Consider the following 15,545-nt stretch of genomic DNA (forward strand, 5'->3'; position numbering starts at 1 on the left):
TACCCCGGAAGAGAAGCAGGCGGTAGCAAGGGAACTGGTGGAGAAGGTGACGGTAAGGCCAGGTGAGGGAGAGGTTGAGATAGAGGTGCGTTACAGGTTTGGGCAGATTGCACCTCACACGGGCAGGCGTGTGGAGTGCAATCGGGGTATTCAGGGTAATCTGTGCTACCTTCTTCCCCCCAAGAAGCCGGGCCCTCGGGAAAAGCGGAGGCTCGGGCTGCCCACTGCGGGATGGGGGCTCGCGCTGAGCCTGGCGAGGAAGTACGGGGTGAGCCGGGGGTGGGCCTCGAGGATGTCCTCAGCGCGCTCACCGGCGGCCAGGCGGCGCAGGATCTCCTCCACGGTGATGCGGGTGCCCGCCACCACGGGCTTGCCCAACATGACCTCGGGATCGGTGGTGATGAGCTCCCTTACGGCTTCCATTCTATCGCGCTTCCAGCGAAGCCCGGTTCCGGGCCTCACCACCGCCCCCGCCAGTCCCACCGCAGGGGGATGGGCCGTAGCTGGGCTTCCCTCAGTAGGTGCCCAGCGTACCTTGCCGCCGCACCCTGCGAAGGGCCCGCCGGAAGAACCCAACCCCCAGGGCCAGGTAGACCAGTGCGTTGATCCCGGCCAGAACCAGGAGGTCCCATCCGGGGGTTTCGCCCCGCCCCAAAAGGAGACGCAGGGCCGCCACCGAGGGGGTCAGGGGCAGGAGGTAGCCCAGGCCGCTCCAGGGCCAGGCAAACGCTTCAAAACGCACCAGAAAAAGACCCAGGAAGGCGAACTGGAGGAGGCCCAGGAGCTGGCCTACCCGCTTGTAGACCAAGGCCAGGCCCCCCAGCATCAGCCCCAGACCCAGACTGCCCAAAGCCAGGGTTCCGAGGGGGAGGAGGGCCAGGGGAGGGAAGTCCAGCCGAGCCCCAGAGGTGAGGAGGATAGCCAGCACGATTGGAATGACCAGGAGGCCGATCTGGAGAAGGGAAAGGAGGGCCCGAACCAGTACCACACCCAACAGGCCCGGGCGGGTGAGGGCCAGTTGCTCCAAAAGCCCCGCCAGGGCCTCCTCCGAGATATTGGAGGCGATTTGCGAGAGGAGGGAGAAGGCCAGGGACCAGGTGATAAGGCTCACCACCAGGGCCTCCAGCCGCTCCCCGAAGAGGGCCGGGCCCGCCAGGTAGCGGGCTCCGGAAAAGAAAAGGGCAAAGACCACCACCGCCCCCAGCACGCTCCCTAAAAGCTCCAGGGGGTAGCGGCTGAGGGCTCTTAGGAAGCGCCAGAACTCTATGTGGACGACCCGGAGCACGGTTTCCTCCTTTCCCTGAGTACGCGCCAGAAGAGGCCTGCTAGGGACAGGCTCTCGCGCTCTACCCGCTCGAGGGGGAGGGGATCTAGAATCCTGAGGGCTTCCCACAGGGTTTCCTCTCCCACCACCCGAACCACCTTCCCCTCTACCTCCACCTCGAGGGCTTGGAGCCGAGTCCGGCGCGAATCCCCTTCCTCCAGGGGGAGTCCGAGCTCTACCCGGTAGACCGCCCTGGGGGAGCCGGCCAGCACCTCCCGGGTTCTGCCCTCCAGGGCCACCTCCCCCTCCAGCAAAATGGTCACCCGATCCGCCAGCGCCTCGGCCAGCTCGAGCTGGTGGGTGGTGAGGAGGATGGCCTTGCCCGCTTCCTTGAGCCGAAGCAGCCAGGCGCGGATGGCCTCCTGGGCCTCGAGGTCCACCCCCAGCGTGGGCTCGTCCAGGAAGAGAACCGGGGGGTCGTGCACCAGGGCGGCGGCCAGGGCGGTTCGCTGCTGCTGGCCCCGGGAGAGGCTGCCCACGGCCTGGTGGGCTTTGTCTTGAAGCCCCACCGCTTGCAAAAGCTCTGATCCCCGCCGCCGGGCCTCCTTGGGGCTAAGGCCGCGCAGGGTGCCGAAGTAGATGAGGTTCTCCAGGGCGGAAAGGCGCCAGTAGAGGTTGCGGCTCCCCTCCAGCACCGCGCCCAGCCAGGTTCCGGGCCCGTCCACCTGCACCTCTACCCTCCCTTCGTCGGGCTCCACCAGACCGGCCAGGATTTTGACCGAGGTGGTCTTGCCGGCGCCGTTGGGGCCTAGGAGGGTCAGGATCTCCCCCGGATACAGCGCCAAGCTGACCCCTTTGAGGGCCTCGAGCCAGCCTTTTCCCTTGGGGTAGCGCTTGCGCAGGCGGTGGGCCTGGAGGAGGGGGTTGGGGGGTTGGGTGCTAGGGTTCATTCACGTCTAGGTCAGACGGCCATCAGCCGGGCTGGTATAGCCCGGCTTGCGACCGCCAAAGCTCGGCGTAGATTCCACCCCATCCCAACAGGGCCTCATGGGTTCCCTCCTCCACGAGTCGGCCTTGGTGTAGAACCAAAATCCGGTCGGCCATCTGCACCGAGCCCAGGCGGTGGGTGATGAGGAGCATCGTCTTGCCCCGGGTCAGCTCGGCGAAACGGCGGTAGAGGTGGGCCTCTTCCTTGGGGTCCAGGGAGGCGGTGGGCTCGTCCAGCACCAGAAGCTCCGCCCGGCGAAAAAAGGCCCGGGCGAGGGCTACCCGCTGCCACTGCCCTAAGGACAGCTCGGTGCCCCCAAAGGAGCGGGACAGGAGGGCCTCCCAGCCGAGCGTTTCCACCAGCTCCCAAGCCCCGCCGGCCCGGGCCGCCTCTTCTAGGCGGGCGGGGTCGTGGGGGCCTGCGGGGTCGGAGAGGAGGATGTTCTCCTTAAGGGTTAGGGCGTAACGGCCGAAGTCCTGAAACACGGCGGCGATGCAGGCACGCCAAGCCTTTAGGTCCAGCTCCCTCAGGTCCACCCCGTCCACCAGGATGCGGCCCTCTGTGGGGTCGTAGAAGCGAAGGAGGAGCTTGACCAGGGTGGTCTTTCCCGCGCCGTTTTCCCCCACCAGGGCCAGGCGCTCCCCTTTGCGGAGGGCGAAGGAGAGACCCTCCAGGGCCCGCCGGCCGTCGGGGTAGCAAAACCCCACCCCCTCAAAGCGGATCTCCGTGAAGGGGGCTACAGGTCTTGCAGAAGCCTTCTCCTCCACCGCCGAAGGGGCGGCCAGAAAACCCTCCAGCCGCTCAAAGTACAGCAGGCTCTCGTAGAGCATGCCCGCATCCTGCACCAAGCCGTACAGGTTCTGCTGCAGGCTGCCCACCGACTGTAGGAGGAGAACCAGGCTGCCCAGCCCCCCTGCCCCCAGAAGGGCCTGGCGCAACCCCAGGAAGAGGGCCAGGGCGGTGAAAAGAGCGCTGAGCAAGACCAGCAGGCTGGCTCCCAGGGCCTGGCGGGTTCGGGCCCGGCGCAGGGTCTGGTAGAGGCTTTGGAAGGCCTCGAGGTAGCGGCCACGGAAAAAGGGCAGCAGGCCGAAGAGCCGCACCTCCTTGGCCGCCTCGGGCGTCAGGAGAACCTCGGCAAAGTAGCGCATCCGCCGGGCTTCGGGTGCCCCGAAGAGCAGGGCCTCCCAAACCCCCTTCTGGAGCCGGAAGGTAAGAAGCGCTTGGGGCAGGGTGGCCAGGAGCAGGAGCAAAGGGAAAAAGGGGGCCAGGGTGAAGAGCAGGAAGAGCACCCCCGCCACGGTGAGCCCTCCCCGAAAGGCATTGCCCAGGAAGACCAGCAGGTTGAGGGGCTGGTAGGGGGCCTGGTCGCGCAGCACCTGGAGGGTGTCGTGGAAGGAGGGGTCTTCAAAGGGGGTCAGGTCGGGTGTGCGGCCCACCTTCTCCATCAGGAGCACGTGCACCCGGGCCGTAAGCTTTTCGTTCACCGAACCCTGAAGGTAGGCCACCCAGGGCGTGAGGAAAAAATCCAGGCTAAAGGCCAAGGCCAACCCCGCCAGGGGCCAGAGGAGGGCTGGGGTGAAAGCGCCGCTTCCCAGGGTAGCCGCCAGGTTGTCCACCAGGAGGCGGGTCAGGCCCAGCACCGCCACCGGCACCAAGCCTCCCAGGGCCAAGAGGCCAAGCAGGAGGACGCTCTCCCCGGGGGCCGCCCGGAAGATGTGCCGCAGAGCTGAGAACAACAGGGGCCAGAGGGCCCTTTTTCTATCCAGCCGTGACCACCTCCTGCCCTTCAGGATACTTTTGCCAGCGCTTGGGGTTCATGAAGTTGGAGACAATATAATCCCATTCTTCCGCTGAAACCGGAGAGACTTCCTCCACCGTGTAGCGCTTTCGCATGGGTTGGAGTTGGTCGTGTCGTAAGATCGCTTTATGGCCCTCGGGAATCCTGACAATATCGAAGGGCGTTCCTTCTTCGTCCCGTTCCCAAACAGGAACCTCTCCCGCCAGTGCGTAATAGGCGTCCCTGTTGGCATCGAGGTTTCGGACGTAAAAGCTAGATGGACAATACCAGCAGGAGGTGCGGTACTTTCCGCAGGCAACTACTTCCAATGGTCTAACGTAGTAGCGAAACTTGAAAATCTCTCCGTAGAAGATCACAGAGGGACGTTCTGCTGGGTGCGAAACAATACCCCCGTAGGGATCAAAAACATAAGAGAGCTCTGAGGAAGGTCCTAAACGAATGACCAAACCATCGCTATCCCTTACTTCCACCCATCCATCGAAGGTTTCCAGGTGATCGCCAACACTTAAGGCCATGCTTTCTTCTAAAAAGAGCCTCTCGCCTTTCCGAAGCAGCATCGGCCTCCTTGCTTGTTTTTCTAAGATGACTTGACTGACTGTGTAATTCCCCTTCATGGTTCCTTCTAGACTGCTTTCCCCTAGTCAGCCAGGGGTAATTTGTTCTAGCACCCTCCAGGTAACCAAACCCCCACTCAGAATGGTGACCTTCTTAACTCATTTCGGTAACCTTTTCTCTCATTTTGGTTACCTTCTGACCTGTTTGGTTACCCAGGGATGGGTAGGGTGGAAATATGCGCAGACTGGTTCTATTTCTGGCGCTGTTGGCTCTGCTGGTGATGGGCTTTAGTGAGACGGCCTACGCCTGCACCCGCCCCGACTGCCTCCCGCCGGGGGCGGTGCGCACCGGGGGGCCTAGCGGTAGCGGGCGCTGAGCCTCCTGACCCAGGCCTGTGCGGCCGGGTAACGGGGGTCTCTTGGGGGCAGGGTCGCCAAACAGGCCTCCCAGACCCGCAGGTCGTCCCGCAGCCGCTCGGCCAGGCGGTAGAGTAGACCGGGCTCACCGCTTCGCAAAACGGCTCGAACCAGGGCCTCCTCCAGCCGGGCACGCAACGCTTCAACGCCGGGGGCCTGGCTTTTGGGCAAGAGCGATCCGTGGTAAAGGGCCAGCGCCTCTTGGATTCGGTTTTGCTCCAGGGCCTCTTGAAGCTTCAGGAAATCGGCTTCCAGGGGGGTGAGGAGCCGGTAGGGGCGGCTTTGGATCTGGAAGCCCGCCTGGCGCAGACGGCAGAGCTCGGTCTTGAGGGCCTGGGGGTTGGGCTCAGGGTAGAGCCCCTGGGCCAGGGCTTCTCCCGCTAGACCCTCGGGGTGGGCCAGCAGCAGCACCAAAAGCTCCAGGCTGCGGGGCCTTAGGTGGGGGAAGCCATTAAGCTGAGCCTTTCCCAGGGTTTCCAAGTAGGGGACGCTCGGGGTGAGCGAGGGGAGTTCTGTGGGCAGGAAGAGGACCCTGGCCTCGGGGCGGAGGGCCTGGGCCATCCAGCGGTAGGGCTCGGGGAGGGGGGCCCCGTCCAGGGCACAGAGATGGGCCACGGCCCGCAGGGCCTCCTCGGCCCACCCGGCCTCCAGCACCGAAAGGCTCTCCTCTAGCAGGGGGCAGGCCTCGGGCTGGGGGTAGCGGTAGAGCCCCTCGGCCAGCAGCAAAAGGGCCTGGGGCAGGGGCTCCTGGGGAGGCTGGGCCCGCGCGGCCCGCAGCCGGCGGGCCAGCAGGGCCTGGCCGGAGGGCTGATTCTTGCCCAAGAGCACCAACAGGGGCAGGTCGTAGGCCAGCAGGCTGGGGTGCGGGTGGTGACCCCAAAGGTTCTGCAGTAGCTCCGGGCTGACCTGGCCCTGCATCCCCTGCAGCAGCAGCGAGAGCCACAGCGCGTGGTAGCGCACCGGGGGGGCAGGATGGGCCAGCAGGGGGGGTAGAGCCCGCTCCAGCTCGGCCAGGGGCTCCGCACCCACGTAGGCCAGCAAGGTCAGCTCCTCCAGCCGGTGGTGGGGCTGGGGGTCTTGCAGGACGGCCAGGCTGGCGTAGGAAAGGGCCTCCGCCCACCGGCCCAGCCGCCTCAAGGTGCGGGCCAGGGCAAAGGCCAGCCGGGCTTGCTCCTGGGGGAGAGCCCCCTGGGCTTGGAGCTGGTGCAGGGCCTCCTGCAGGGCCAGAAGGCCGTCCTTGGGCGGCAGGGAGAGGCCCAGGTGGTAGAGGGTGAGGGGGGTCTGGGCGGCCTGGGCCGCGGCCAGGGCCAGCCGCTGATACGCCTCGGTATCTCCCCTTCGGCAAGCGGCGAAGCCCAGCAGGGAGAGGCGCTCGGCCTGTTCGGCCTCGTCCGAGGGCTGCCAGCTCGATAGCAACCCCTCGGCCTCGGCGGCGTTCCCCATCGCCAGCAGGGTTAGCGCAGCGATCCTGGCCTCCCCCTGACGGTGGGCCAGGGCGAGGGCCTCGGCGTAGCGGCCCTGCCGGTAGAGGGCCAGGGCGTCCATGGGGCGAGTATAGCCCAGACCGGTTCGGAATTAGGAGCCGGGCCTTACCTGACGGATGAAATCCCCAGGGCTCAGTACCCGCAGGGGGAGGTCTTCCCGCTGCATCAGAGGGCCAAAGTGCCGCAGGTCGCCGGTGAGCAGAATTTGGGCTCGTGCCCGGAGGGCTGCTTGCAGTACCGGGCGGTCTTTTTCAGGGAGCGAAGCGAGTAGGGTGTTCAGGGACTCCTCGGTAGGAGAATCCCCTTCCTCCGGCTCCGCCGTCAGGTGTACCTGACGCATCAGCAAAGGAAGCCGGGGAGCAGCCTGAGGGCGTTTGCGCTCGAGGTTGAACTCCGCCTCCAGCCAGCACCGCGGGCTGGTACATAGCTCGAGCCGCCCCCGCTCGGCCAAGAGCCAGATCAGCCGGAACACCTCACCCCCCAACGCCGCCGAGAAGAGCACGTTGGCGTCCAGGAACACCCGCACTACAGCCCCCAGGCTTTGCGGAAGGCGGTCAGTTCTTCCTCGCTCGCCTCAGCGGCCCGGTTGAACTCCTCGATGCGCTCCTCGGTGTAGGCCTCCAGGGGAAGCACCCGGGCGGGCTCCAGCACCACCCGGCCTTCCTCCACCCGCAGTAGCAGGGCATCCCCAGCTTTGAGGCCCAGGGCCTTGCGCACCGAGGCGGGTAGGGTGATCTGCCCCCTAGGAGAGACTTGGGTGATGATTTTCATACATTCAGCATATCAGAAGAACAGATCGGCCCCATGGTGCCCTTACCCCAGACTCCGCCGGTAGGTCAAGGCCTCGGCCAGATGGGCTTCCCCAATGCGCTCCGAGCCCGCCAGGTCGGCAATCGTCCTGGCCACCCGCAGGATGCGGTCGTAGCTGCGGGCGGTGAGGGCTAGGCGCTGGGTAGCAGTCTGCAAGAGGGCCTCCGAGGCAGGGGAGAGCAGGGTGTGCTGGCGCAGCGCTCGGCCCAAGAGTTCGCTGTTCAGTTTGCCCTGGCGGGCTTTCATTCTTTCCCGGGCTACCAGCACCCGCTCCCGCACCACGGCAGTGGGCTCGCCCTCGGGGGCTCGAGACAACTCCTGCGGGGTCAGGCGGGGTACCTCCACCACCAGGTCGAAGCGGTCCAAGAGGGGGCCCGAAATGCGCCCAACATAGCGCGAACGCTGGACAGGCGTACAGCTACAGGGTTTTTCTGGGTCGCCGTACCAGCCGCAGGGGCAGGCGTGTGGAGTGCAATCGGGGTATTCAGGGTAATCTGTGCTACCTTCTTCCCCCCAAGAAGCCGGGCCCTCGGGAAAAGCGGAGGCTCGGGCTGCCCACTGCGGGATGGGGGCTCGCGCTGAGCCTGGCGAGGAAGTACGGGGTGAGCCGGGGGTGGGCCTCGAGGATGTCCTCAGCGCGCTCACCGGCGGCCAGGCGGCGCAGGATCTCCTCCACGGTGATGCGGGTGCCCGCCACCACGGGCTTGCCCAACATGACCTCGGGATCGGTGGTGATGAGCTCCCTTACGGCTTCCATTCTATCGCGCTTCCAGCGAAGCCCGGTTCCGGGCCTCACCACCGCCCCCGCCAGTCCCACCGCAGGGGGATGGGCCGTAGCTGGGCTTCCCTCAGTAGGTGCCCAGCGTACCTTGCCGCCGCACCCTGCGAAGGGCCCGCCGGAAGAACCCAACCCCCAGGGCCAGGTAGACCAGTGCGTTGATCCCGGCCAGAACCAGGAGGTCCCATCCGGGGGTTTCGCCCCGCCCCAAAAGGAGACGCAGGGCCGCCACCGAGGGGGTCAGGGGCAGGAGGTAGCCCAGGCCGCTCCAGGGCCAGGCAAACGCTTCAAAACGCACCAGAAAAAGACCCAGGAAGGCGAACTGGAGGAGGCCCAGGAGCTGGCCTACCCGCTTGTAGACCAAGGCCAGGCCCCCCAGCATCAGCCCCAGACCCAGACTGCCCAAAGCCAGGGTTCCGAGGGGGAGGAGGGCCAGGGGAGGGAAGTCCAGCCGAGCCCCAGAGGTGAGGAGGATAGCCAGCACGATTGGAATGACCAGGAGGCCGATCTGGAGAAGGGAAAGGAGGGCCCGAACCAGTACCACACCCAACAGGCCCGGGCGGGTGAGGGCCAGTTGCTCCAAAAGCCCCGCCAGGGCCTCCTCCGAGATATTGGAGGCGATTTGCGAGAGGAGGGAGAAGGCCAGGGACCAGGTGATAAGGCTCACCACCAGGGCCTCCAGCCGCTCCCCGAAGAGGGCCGGGCCCGCCAGGTAGCGGGCTCCGGAAAAGAAAAGGGCAAAGACCACCACCGCCCCCAGCACGCTCCCTAAAAGCTCCAGGGGGTAGCGGCTGAGGGCTCTTAGGAAGCGCCAGAACTCTATGTGGACGACCCGGAGCACGGTTTCCTCCTTTCCCTGAGTACGCGCCAGAAGAGGCCTGCTAGGGACAGGCTCTCGCGCTCTACCCGCTCGAGGGGGAGGGGATCTAGAATCCTGAGGGCTTCCCACAGGGTTTCCTCTCCCACCACCCGAACCACCTTCCCCTCTACCTCCACCTCGAGGGCTTGGAGCCGAGTCCGGCGCGAATCCCCTTCCTCCAGGGGGAGTCCGAGCTCTACCCGGTAGACCGCCCTGGGGGAGCCGGCCAGCACCTCCCGGGTTCTGCCCTCCAGGGCCACCTCCCCCTCCAGCAAAATGGTCACCCGATCCGCCAGCGCCTCGGCCAGCTCGAGCTGGTGGGTGGTGAGGAGGATGGCCTTGCCCGCTTCCTTGAGCCGAAGCAGCCAGGCGCGGATGGCCTCCTGGGCCTCGAGGTCCACCCCCAGCGTGGGCTCGTCCAGGAAGAGAACCGGGGGGTCGTGCACCAGGGCGGCGGCCAGGGCGGTTCGCTGCTGCTGGCCCCGGGAGAGGCTGCCCACGGCCTGGTGGGCTTTGTCTTGAAGCCCCACCGCTTGCAAAAGCTCTGATCCCCGCCGCCGGGCCTCCTTGGGGCTAAGGCCGCGCAGGGTGCCGAAGTAGATGAGGTTCTCCAGGGCGGAAAGGCGCCAGTAGAGGTTGCGGCTCCCCTCCAGCACCGCGCCCAGCCAGGTTCCGGGCCCGTCCACCTGCACCTCTACCCTCCCTTCGTCGGGCTCCACCAGACCGGCCAGGATTTTGACCGAGGTGGTCTTGCCGGCGCCGTTGGGGCCTAGGAGGGTCAGGATCTCCCCCGGATACAGCGCCAAGCTGACCCCTTTGAGGGCCTCGAGCCAGCCTTTTCCCTTGGGGTAGCGCTTGCGCAGGCGGTGGGCCTGGAGGAGGGGGTTGGGGGGTTGGGTGCTAGGGTTCATTCACGTCTAGGTCAGACGGCCATCAGCCGGGCTGGTATAGCCCGGCTTGCGACCGCCAAAGCTCGGCGTAGATTCCACCCCATCCCAACAGGGCCTCATGGGTTCCCTCCTCCACGAGTCGGCCTTGGTGTAGAACCAAAATCCGGTCGGCCATCTGCACCGAGCCCAGGCGGTGGGTGATGAGGAGCATCGTCTTGCCCCGGGTCAGCTCGGCGAAACGGCGGTAGAGGTGGGCCTCTTCCTTGGGGTCCAGGGAGGCGGTGGGCTCGTCCAGCACCAGAAGCTCCGCCCGGCGAAAAAAGGCCCGGGCGAGGGCTACCCGCTGCCACTGCCCTAAGGACAGCTCGGTGCCCCCAAAGGAGCGGGACAGGAGGGCCTCCCAGCCGAGCGTTTCCACCAGCTCCCAAGCCCCGCCGGCCCGGGCCGCCTCTTCTAGGCGGGCGGGGTCGTGGGGGCCTGCGGGGTCGGAGAGGAGGATGTTCTCCTTAAGGGTTAGGGCGTAACGGCCGAAGTCCTGAAACACGGCGGCGATGCAGGCACGCCAAGCCTTTAGGTCCAGCTCCCTCAGGTCCACCCCGTCCACCAGGATGCGGCCCTCTGTGGGGTCGTAGAAGCGAAGGAGGAGCTTGACCAGGGTGGTCTTTCCCGCGCCGTTTTCCCCCACCAGGGCCAGGCGCTCCCCTTTGCGGAGGGCGAAGGAGAGACCCTCCAGGGCCCGCCGGCCGTCGGGGTAGCAAAACCCCACCCCCTCAAAGCGGATCTCCGTGAAGGGGGCTACAGGTCTTGCAGAAGCCTTCTCCTCCACCGCCGAAGGGGCGGCCAGAAAACCCTCCAGCCGCTCAAAGTACAGCAGGCTCTCGTAGAGCATGCCCGCATCCTGCACCAAGCCGTACAGGTTCTGCTGCAGGCTGCCCACCGACTGTAGGAGGAGAACCAGGCTGCCCAGCCCCCCTGCCCCCAGAAGGGCCTGGCGCAACCCCAGGAAGAGGGCCAGGGCGGTGAAAAGAGCGCTGAGCAAGACCAGCAGGCTGGCTCCCAGGGCCTGGCGGGTTCGGGCCCGGCGCAGGGTCTGGTAGAGGCTTTGGAAGGCCTCGAGGTAGCGGCCACGGAAAAAGGGCAGCAGGCCGAAGAGCCGCACCTCCTTGGCCGCCTCGGGCGTCAGGAGAACCTCGGCAAAGTAGCGCATCCGCCGGGCTTCGGGTGCCCCGAAGAGCAGGGCCTCCCAAACCCCCTTCTGGAGCCGGAAGGTAAGAAGCGCTTGGGGCAGGGTGGCCAGGAGCAGGAGCAAAGGGAAAAAGGGGGCCAGGGTGAAGAGCAGGAAGAGCACCCCCGCCACGGTGAGCCCTCCCCGAAAGGCATTGCCCAGGAAGACCAGCAGGTTGAGGGGCTGGTAGGGGGCCTGGTCGCGCAGCACCTGGAGGGTGTCGTGGAAGGAGGGGTCTTCAAAGGGGGTCAGGTCGGGTGTGCGGCCCACCTTCTCCATCAGGAGCACGTGCACCCGGGCCGTAAGCTTTTCGTTCACCGAACCCTGAAGGTAGGCCACCCAGGGCGTGAGGAAAAAATCCAGGCTAAAGGCCAAGGCCAACCCCGCCAGGGGCCAGAGGAGGGCTGGGGTGAAAGCGCCGCTTCCCAGGGTAGCCGCCAGGTTGTCCACCAGGAGGCGGGTCAGGCCCAGCACCGCCACCGGCACCAAGCCTCCCAGGGCCAAGAGGCCAAGCAGGAGGACGCTCTCCCCGGGGGCCGCCCGGAAGATGTGCCGCAGAGCTGAGAACAACAGGGGCCAGAGGGCCCTTTTTCTATCCAGCCGTGACCACCTCCTGCCCTTCAGGATACTTTTGCCAGCGCTTGGGGTTCATGAAGTTGGAGACAATATAATCCCATTCTTCCGCTGAAACCGGAGAGACTTCCTCCACCGTGTAGCGCTTTCGCATGGGTTGGAGTTGGTCGTGTCGTAAGATCGCTTTATGGCCCTCGGGAATCCTGACAATATCGAAGGGCGTTCCTTCTTCGTCCCGTTCCCAAACAGGAACCTCTCCCGCCAGTGCGTAATAGGCGTCCCTGTTGGCATCGAGGTTTCGGACGTAAAAGCTAGATGGACAATACCAGCAGGAGGTGCGGTACTTTCCGCAGGCAACTACTTCCAATGGTCTAACGTAGTAGCGAAACTTGAAAATCTCTCCGTAGAAGATCACAGAGGGACGTTCTGCTGGGTGCGAAACAATACCCCCGTAGGGATCAAAAACATAAGAGAGCTCTGAGGAAGGTCCTAAACGAATGACCAAACCATCGCTATCCCTTACTTCCACCCATCCATCGAAGGTTTCCAGGTGATCGCCAACACTTAAGGCCATGCTTTCTTCTAAAAAGAGCCTCTCGCCTTTCCGAAGCAGCATCGGCCTCCTTGCTTGTTTTTCTAAGATGACTTGACTGACTGTGTAATTCCCCTTCATGGTTCCTTCTAGACTGCTTTCCCCTAGTCAGCCAGGGGTAATTTGTTCTAGCACCCTCCAGGTAACCAAACCCCCACTCAGAATGGTGACCTTCTTAACTCATTTCGGTAACCTTTTCTCTCATTTTGGTTACCTTCTGACCTGTTTGGTTACCCAGGGATGGGTAGGGTGGAAATATGCGCAGACTGGTTCTATTTCTGGCGCTGTTGGCTCTGCTGGTGATGGGCTTTAGTGAGACGGCCTACGCCTGCACCCGCCCCGACTGCCTCCCGCCGGGGGCGGTGCGCACCGGGGGGCCTAGCGGTAGCGGGCGCTGAGCCTCCTGACCCAGGCCTGTGCGGCCGGGTAACGGGGGTCTCTTGGGGGCAGGGTCGCCAAACAGGCCTCCCAGACCCGCAGGTCGTCCCGCAGCCGCTCGGCCAGGCGGTAGAGTAGACCGGGCTCACCGCTTCGCAAAACGGCTCGAACCAGGGCCTCCTCCAGCCGGGCACGCAACGCTTCAACGCCGGGGGCCTGGCTTTTGGGCAAGAGCGATCCGTGGTAAAGGGCCAGCGCCTCTTGGATTCGGTTTTGCTCCAGGGCCTCTTGAAGCTTCAGGAAATCGGCTTCCAGGGGGGTGAGGAGCCGGTAGGGGCGGCTTTGGATCTGGAAGCCCGCCTGGCGCAGACGGCAGAGCTCGGTCTTGAGGGCCTGGGGGTTGGGCTCAGGGTAGAGCCCCTGGGCCAGGGCTTCTCCCGCTAGACCCTCGGGGTGGGCCAGCAGCAGCACCAAAAGCTCCAGGCTGCGGGGCCTTAGGTGGGGGAAGCCATTAAGCTGAGCCTTTCCCAGGGTTTCCAAGTAGGGGACGCTCGGGGTGAGCGAGGGGAGTTCTGTGGGCAGGAAGAGGACCCTGGCCTCGGGGCGGAGGGCCTGGGCCATCCAGCGGTAGGGCTCGGGGAGGGGGGCCCCGTCCAGGGCACAGAGATGGGCCACGGCCCGCAGGGCCTCCTCGGCCCACCCGGCCTCCAGCACCGAAAGGCTCTCCTCTAGCAGGGGGCAGGCCTCGGGCTGGGGGTAGCGGTAGAGCCCCTCGGCCAGCAGCAAAAGGGCCTGGGGCAGGGGCTCCTGGGGAGGCTGGGCCCGCGCGGCCCGCAGCCGGCGGGCCAGCAGGGCCTGGCCGGAGGGCTGATTCTTGCCCAAGAGCACCAACAGGGGCAGGTCGTAGGCCAGCAGGCTGGGGTGCGGGTGGTGACCCCAAAGGTTCTGCAGTAGCTCCGGGCTGACCTGGCCCTGCATCCCCTGCAGCAGCAGCGAGAGCCACAGCGCGTGGTAGCGCACCGGGGGGGCAGGATGGGCCAGCAGGGGGGGTAGAGCCCGCTCCAGCTCGGCCAGGGGCTCCGCACCCACGTAGGCCAGCAAGGTCAGCTCCTCCAGCCGGTGGTGGGGCTGGGGGTCTTGCAGGACGGCCAGGCTGGCGTAGGAAAGGGCCTCCGCCCACCGGCCCAGCCGCCTCAAGGTGCGGGCCAGGGCAAAGGCCAGCCGGGCTTGCTCCTGGGGGAGAGCCCCCTGGGCTTGGAGCTGGTGCAGGGCCTCCTGCAGGGCCAGAAGGCCGTCCTTGGGCGGCAGGGAGAGGCCCAGGTGGTAGAGGGTGAGGGGGGTCTGGGCGGCCTGGGCCGCGGCCAGGGCCAGCCGCTGATACGCCTCGGTATCTCCCCTTCGGCAAGCGGCGAAGCCCAGCAGGGAGAGGCGCTCGGCCTGTTCGGCCTCGTCCGAGGGCTGCCAGCTCGATAGCAACCCCTCGGCCTCGGCGGCGTTCCCCATCGCCAGCAGGGTTAGCGCAGCGATCCTGGCCTCCCCCTGACGGTGGGCCAGGGCGAGGGCCTCGGCGTAGCGGCCCTGCCGGTAGAGGGCCAGGGCGTCCATGGGGCGAGTATAGCCCAGACCGGTTCGGAATTAGGAGCCGGGCCTTACCTGACGGATGAAATCCCCAGGGCTCAGTACCCGCAGGGGGAGGTCTTCCCGCTGCATCAGAGGGCCAAAGTGCCGCAGGTCGCCGGTGAGCAGAATTTGGGCTCGTGCCCGGAGGGCTGCTTGCAGTACCGGGCGGTCTTTTTCAGGGAGCGAAGCGAGTAGGGTGTTCAGGGACTCCTCGGTAGGAGAATCCCCTTCCTCCGGCTCCGCCGTCAGGTGTACCTGACGCATCAGCAAAGGAAGCCGGGGAGCAGCCTGAGGGCGTTTGCGCTCGAGGTTGAACTCCGCCTCCAGCCAGCACCGCGGGCTGGTACATAGCTCGAGCCGCCCCCGCTCGGCCAAGAGCCAGATCAGCCGGAACACCTCACCCCCCAACGCCGCCGAGAAGAGCACGTTGGCGTCCAGGAACACCCGCACTACAGCCCCCAGGCTTTGCGGAAGGCGGTCAGTTCTTCCTCGCTCGCCTCAGCGGCCCGGTTGAACTCCTCGATGCGCTCCTCGGTGTAGGCCTCCAGGGGAAGCACCCGGGCGGGCTCCAGCACCACCCGGCCTTCCTCCACCCGCAGTAGCAGGGCATCCCCAGCTTTGAGGCCCAGGGCCTTGCGCACCGAGGCGGGTAGGGTGATCTGCCCCCTAGGAGAGACTTGGGTGATGATTTTCATACATTCAGCATATCAGAAGAACAGATCGGCCCCATGGTGCCCTTACCCCAGACTCCGCCGGTAGGTCAAGGCCTCGGCCAGATGGGCTTCCCCAATGCGCTCCGAGCCCGCCAGGTCGGCAATCGTCCTGGCCACCCGCAGGATGCGGTCGTAGCTGCGGGCGGTGAGGGCTAGGCGCTGGGTAGCAGTCTGCAAGAGGGCCTCCGAGGCAGGGGAGAGCAGGGTGTGCTGGCGCAGCGCTCGGCCCAAGAGTTCGCTGTTCAGTTTGCCCTGGCGGGCTTTCATTCTTTCCCGGGCTACCAGCACCCGCTCCCGCACCACGGCAGTGGGCTCGCCCTCGGGGGCTCGAGACAACTCCTGCGGGGTCAGGCGGGGTACCTCCACCACCAGGTCGAAGCGGTCCAAGAGGGGGCCCGAAATGCGCCCAACATAGCGCGAACGCTGGACAGGCGTACAGCTACAGGGTTTTTCTGGGTCGCCGTACCAGCCGCAGGGGCAGGCGTGTGCAGGGCAATCGGGGTATTCAAGGTAACTTGACCTACTTTCTTCCTCGCAAGAAGCCGGGGCCGTCGGGGAAAGGAGAAGTTCGGGTTGCCCTGATTGAGGAGCACCGCCGGACA

General features: G+C 65.8%; 18 protein-coding genes and 2 pseudogenes. 2 read left to right on the top strand and 18 right to left on the bottom strand.

Features of this window, described 5'->3' with window-relative positions; all coding sequences use genetic code 11:
• Window positions 1-165 precede the first annotated feature (165 nt).
• The 5 genes from Mlute_RS09895 to Mlute_RS09915 form a co-directional block, all read right to left on the bottom strand.
• Window positions 166-423, bottom strand: coding sequence for a DUF433 domain-containing protein (locus tag Mlute_RS09895; protein WP_119360506.1), 258 nt, complete (start codon window positions 421-423; stop codon window positions 166-168).
• A gap of 91 nt (window positions 424-514) precedes the next feature.
• Window positions 515-1,285 (bottom strand): ABC transporter permease, encoded by a 771-nt coding sequence (locus tag Mlute_RS09900; RefSeq protein WP_119360507.1) that lies wholly within the window; start codon window positions 1,283-1,285, stop codon window positions 515-517.
• The gene (locus Mlute_RS16470) at window positions 1,264-2,214 is read right to left on the bottom strand and encodes an ABC transporter ATP-binding protein (protein ID WP_119360508.1); all 951 of its coding nucleotides are present in this window, start codon (window positions 2,212-2,214) and stop codon (window positions 1,264-1,266) included. Before Mlute_RS16470 ends, Mlute_RS09900 begins: the two co-directional genes overlap by 22 nt.
• Window positions 2,215-2,236: 22 nt before the next feature.
• Complete coding sequence (locus Mlute_RS16475) at window positions 2,237-3,988, bottom strand: ABC transporter ATP-binding protein (RefSeq protein WP_281270861.1); 1,752 nt, start codon at window positions 3,986-3,988, stop codon at window positions 2,237-2,239.
• A gap of 22 nt (window positions 3,989-4,010) precedes the next feature.
• Window positions 4,011-4,664, bottom strand: coding sequence for a hypothetical protein (locus Mlute_RS09915; RefSeq protein WP_245958931.1), 654 nt, complete (start codon window positions 4,662-4,664; stop codon window positions 4,011-4,013).
• 176 nt (window positions 4,665-4,840) lie between these two features.
• Here Mlute_RS09915 and Mlute_RS15645 point away from each other — a divergent pair, with 176 nt between their 5' ends.
• Entirely contained in the window at window positions 4,841-4,981 is a 141-nt protein-coding gene (locus tag Mlute_RS15645; protein ID WP_182482532.1) for a hypothetical protein, read from the top strand.
• Here Mlute_RS15645 and Mlute_RS09920 read toward each other — a convergent pair.
• From Mlute_RS09920 to Mlute_RS09960, 9 genes and pseudogenes are all read right to left on the bottom strand, one after another.
• Complete coding sequence (locus Mlute_RS09920; protein ID WP_119360510.1) at window positions 4,962-6,566, bottom strand: hypothetical protein; 1,605 nt, start codon at window positions 6,564-6,566, stop codon at window positions 4,962-4,964. The two genes, Mlute_RS15645 and Mlute_RS09920, sit on opposite strands and share 20 nt — an antisense overlap.
• A gap of 30 nt (window positions 6,567-6,596) precedes the next feature.
• A complete protein-coding gene (locus Mlute_RS09925) occupies window positions 6,597-7,031 on the bottom strand; it encodes a PIN domain-containing protein (RefSeq protein ID WP_119360511.1) in 435 nt (144 codons plus the stop codon).
• Window positions 7,031-7,276: an AbrB/MazE/SpoVT family DNA-binding domain-containing protein gene (locus tag Mlute_RS09930; protein ID WP_119360512.1), complete on the bottom strand. Its 246-nt coding sequence runs from the start codon at window positions 7,274-7,276 to the stop codon at window positions 7,031-7,033. Before Mlute_RS09930 ends, Mlute_RS09925 begins: the two co-directional genes overlap by 1 nt.
• Window positions 7,277-7,318: 42 nt before the next feature.
• Window positions 7,319-7,774: pseudogene (locus Mlute_RS09935) on the bottom strand (magnesium chelatase subunit ChlI family protein); the annotation flags it as partial.
• Window positions 7,775-7,814: 40 nt separating this feature from the next.
• Complete coding sequence (locus Mlute_RS09940) at window positions 7,815-8,072, bottom strand: DUF433 domain-containing protein (RefSeq protein WP_119360506.1); 258 nt, start codon at window positions 8,070-8,072, stop codon at window positions 7,815-7,817.
• Between the two features lie 91 nt (window positions 8,073-8,163).
• Window positions 8,164-8,934, bottom strand: a complete 771-nt coding sequence (locus Mlute_RS09945; protein ID WP_119360507.1) for an ABC transporter permease — start codon at window positions 8,932-8,934, stop codon at window positions 8,164-8,166.
• Window positions 8,913-9,863, bottom strand: a complete 951-nt coding sequence (locus Mlute_RS16480) for an ABC transporter ATP-binding protein (protein ID WP_119360508.1) — start codon at window positions 9,861-9,863, stop codon at window positions 8,913-8,915. The genes Mlute_RS09945 and Mlute_RS16480 overlap by 22 nt, the downstream gene beginning before the upstream one ends.
• A 22-nt stretch (window positions 9,864-9,885) precedes the next feature.
• The gene (locus Mlute_RS16485; RefSeq protein ID WP_281270861.1) at window positions 9,886-11,637 is read right to left on the bottom strand and encodes an ABC transporter ATP-binding protein; all 1,752 of its coding nucleotides are present in this window, start codon (window positions 11,635-11,637) and stop codon (window positions 9,886-9,888) included.
• 22 nt (window positions 11,638-11,659) lie between these two features.
• Window positions 11,660-12,313, bottom strand: a complete 654-nt coding sequence (locus Mlute_RS09960) for a hypothetical protein (protein WP_245958931.1) — start codon at window positions 12,311-12,313, stop codon at window positions 11,660-11,662.
• A 176-nt stretch (window positions 12,314-12,489) separates the two neighbouring features.
• Between Mlute_RS09960 and Mlute_RS15650 the strand changes: the two genes are divergently transcribed.
• The gene (locus Mlute_RS15650) at window positions 12,490-12,630 is read left to right on the top strand and encodes a hypothetical protein (protein WP_182482532.1); all 141 of its coding nucleotides are present in this window, start codon (window positions 12,490-12,492) and stop codon (window positions 12,628-12,630) included.
• On the opposite strand, the gene Mlute_RS09965 is transcribed toward Mlute_RS15650, so the two are convergent.
• From Mlute_RS09965 to Mlute_RS09980, 4 genes and pseudogenes are all read right to left on the bottom strand, one after another.
• Complete coding sequence (locus Mlute_RS09965) at window positions 12,611-14,215, bottom strand: hypothetical protein (RefSeq protein WP_119360510.1); 1,605 nt, start codon at window positions 14,213-14,215, stop codon at window positions 12,611-12,613. The two genes, Mlute_RS15650 and Mlute_RS09965, sit on opposite strands and share 20 nt — an antisense overlap.
• A 30-nt stretch (window positions 14,216-14,245) precedes the next feature.
• Window positions 14,246-14,680, bottom strand: a complete 435-nt coding sequence (locus Mlute_RS09970; RefSeq protein ID WP_119360511.1) for a PIN domain-containing protein — start codon at window positions 14,678-14,680, stop codon at window positions 14,246-14,248.
• On the bottom strand, window positions 14,680-14,925 hold the full coding sequence (locus Mlute_RS09975; RefSeq protein ID WP_119360512.1) for an AbrB/MazE/SpoVT family DNA-binding domain-containing protein: 246 nt from the start codon (window positions 14,923-14,925) through the stop codon (window positions 14,680-14,682). Before Mlute_RS09975 ends, Mlute_RS09970 begins: the two co-directional genes overlap by 1 nt.
• A 42-nt stretch (window positions 14,926-14,967) precedes the next feature.
• A pseudogene (locus tag Mlute_RS09980) lies at window positions 14,968-15,423 on the bottom strand (magnesium chelatase subunit ChlI family protein); the annotation flags it as partial.
• Window positions 15,424-15,545 lie beyond the last annotated feature (122 nt).

Origin of the sequence: Meiothermus luteus (assembly GCF_003574085.1) — a bacterium.
Lineage (GTDB): Bacteria > Deinococcota > Deinococci > Deinococcales > Thermaceae > Meiothermus > Meiothermus luteus.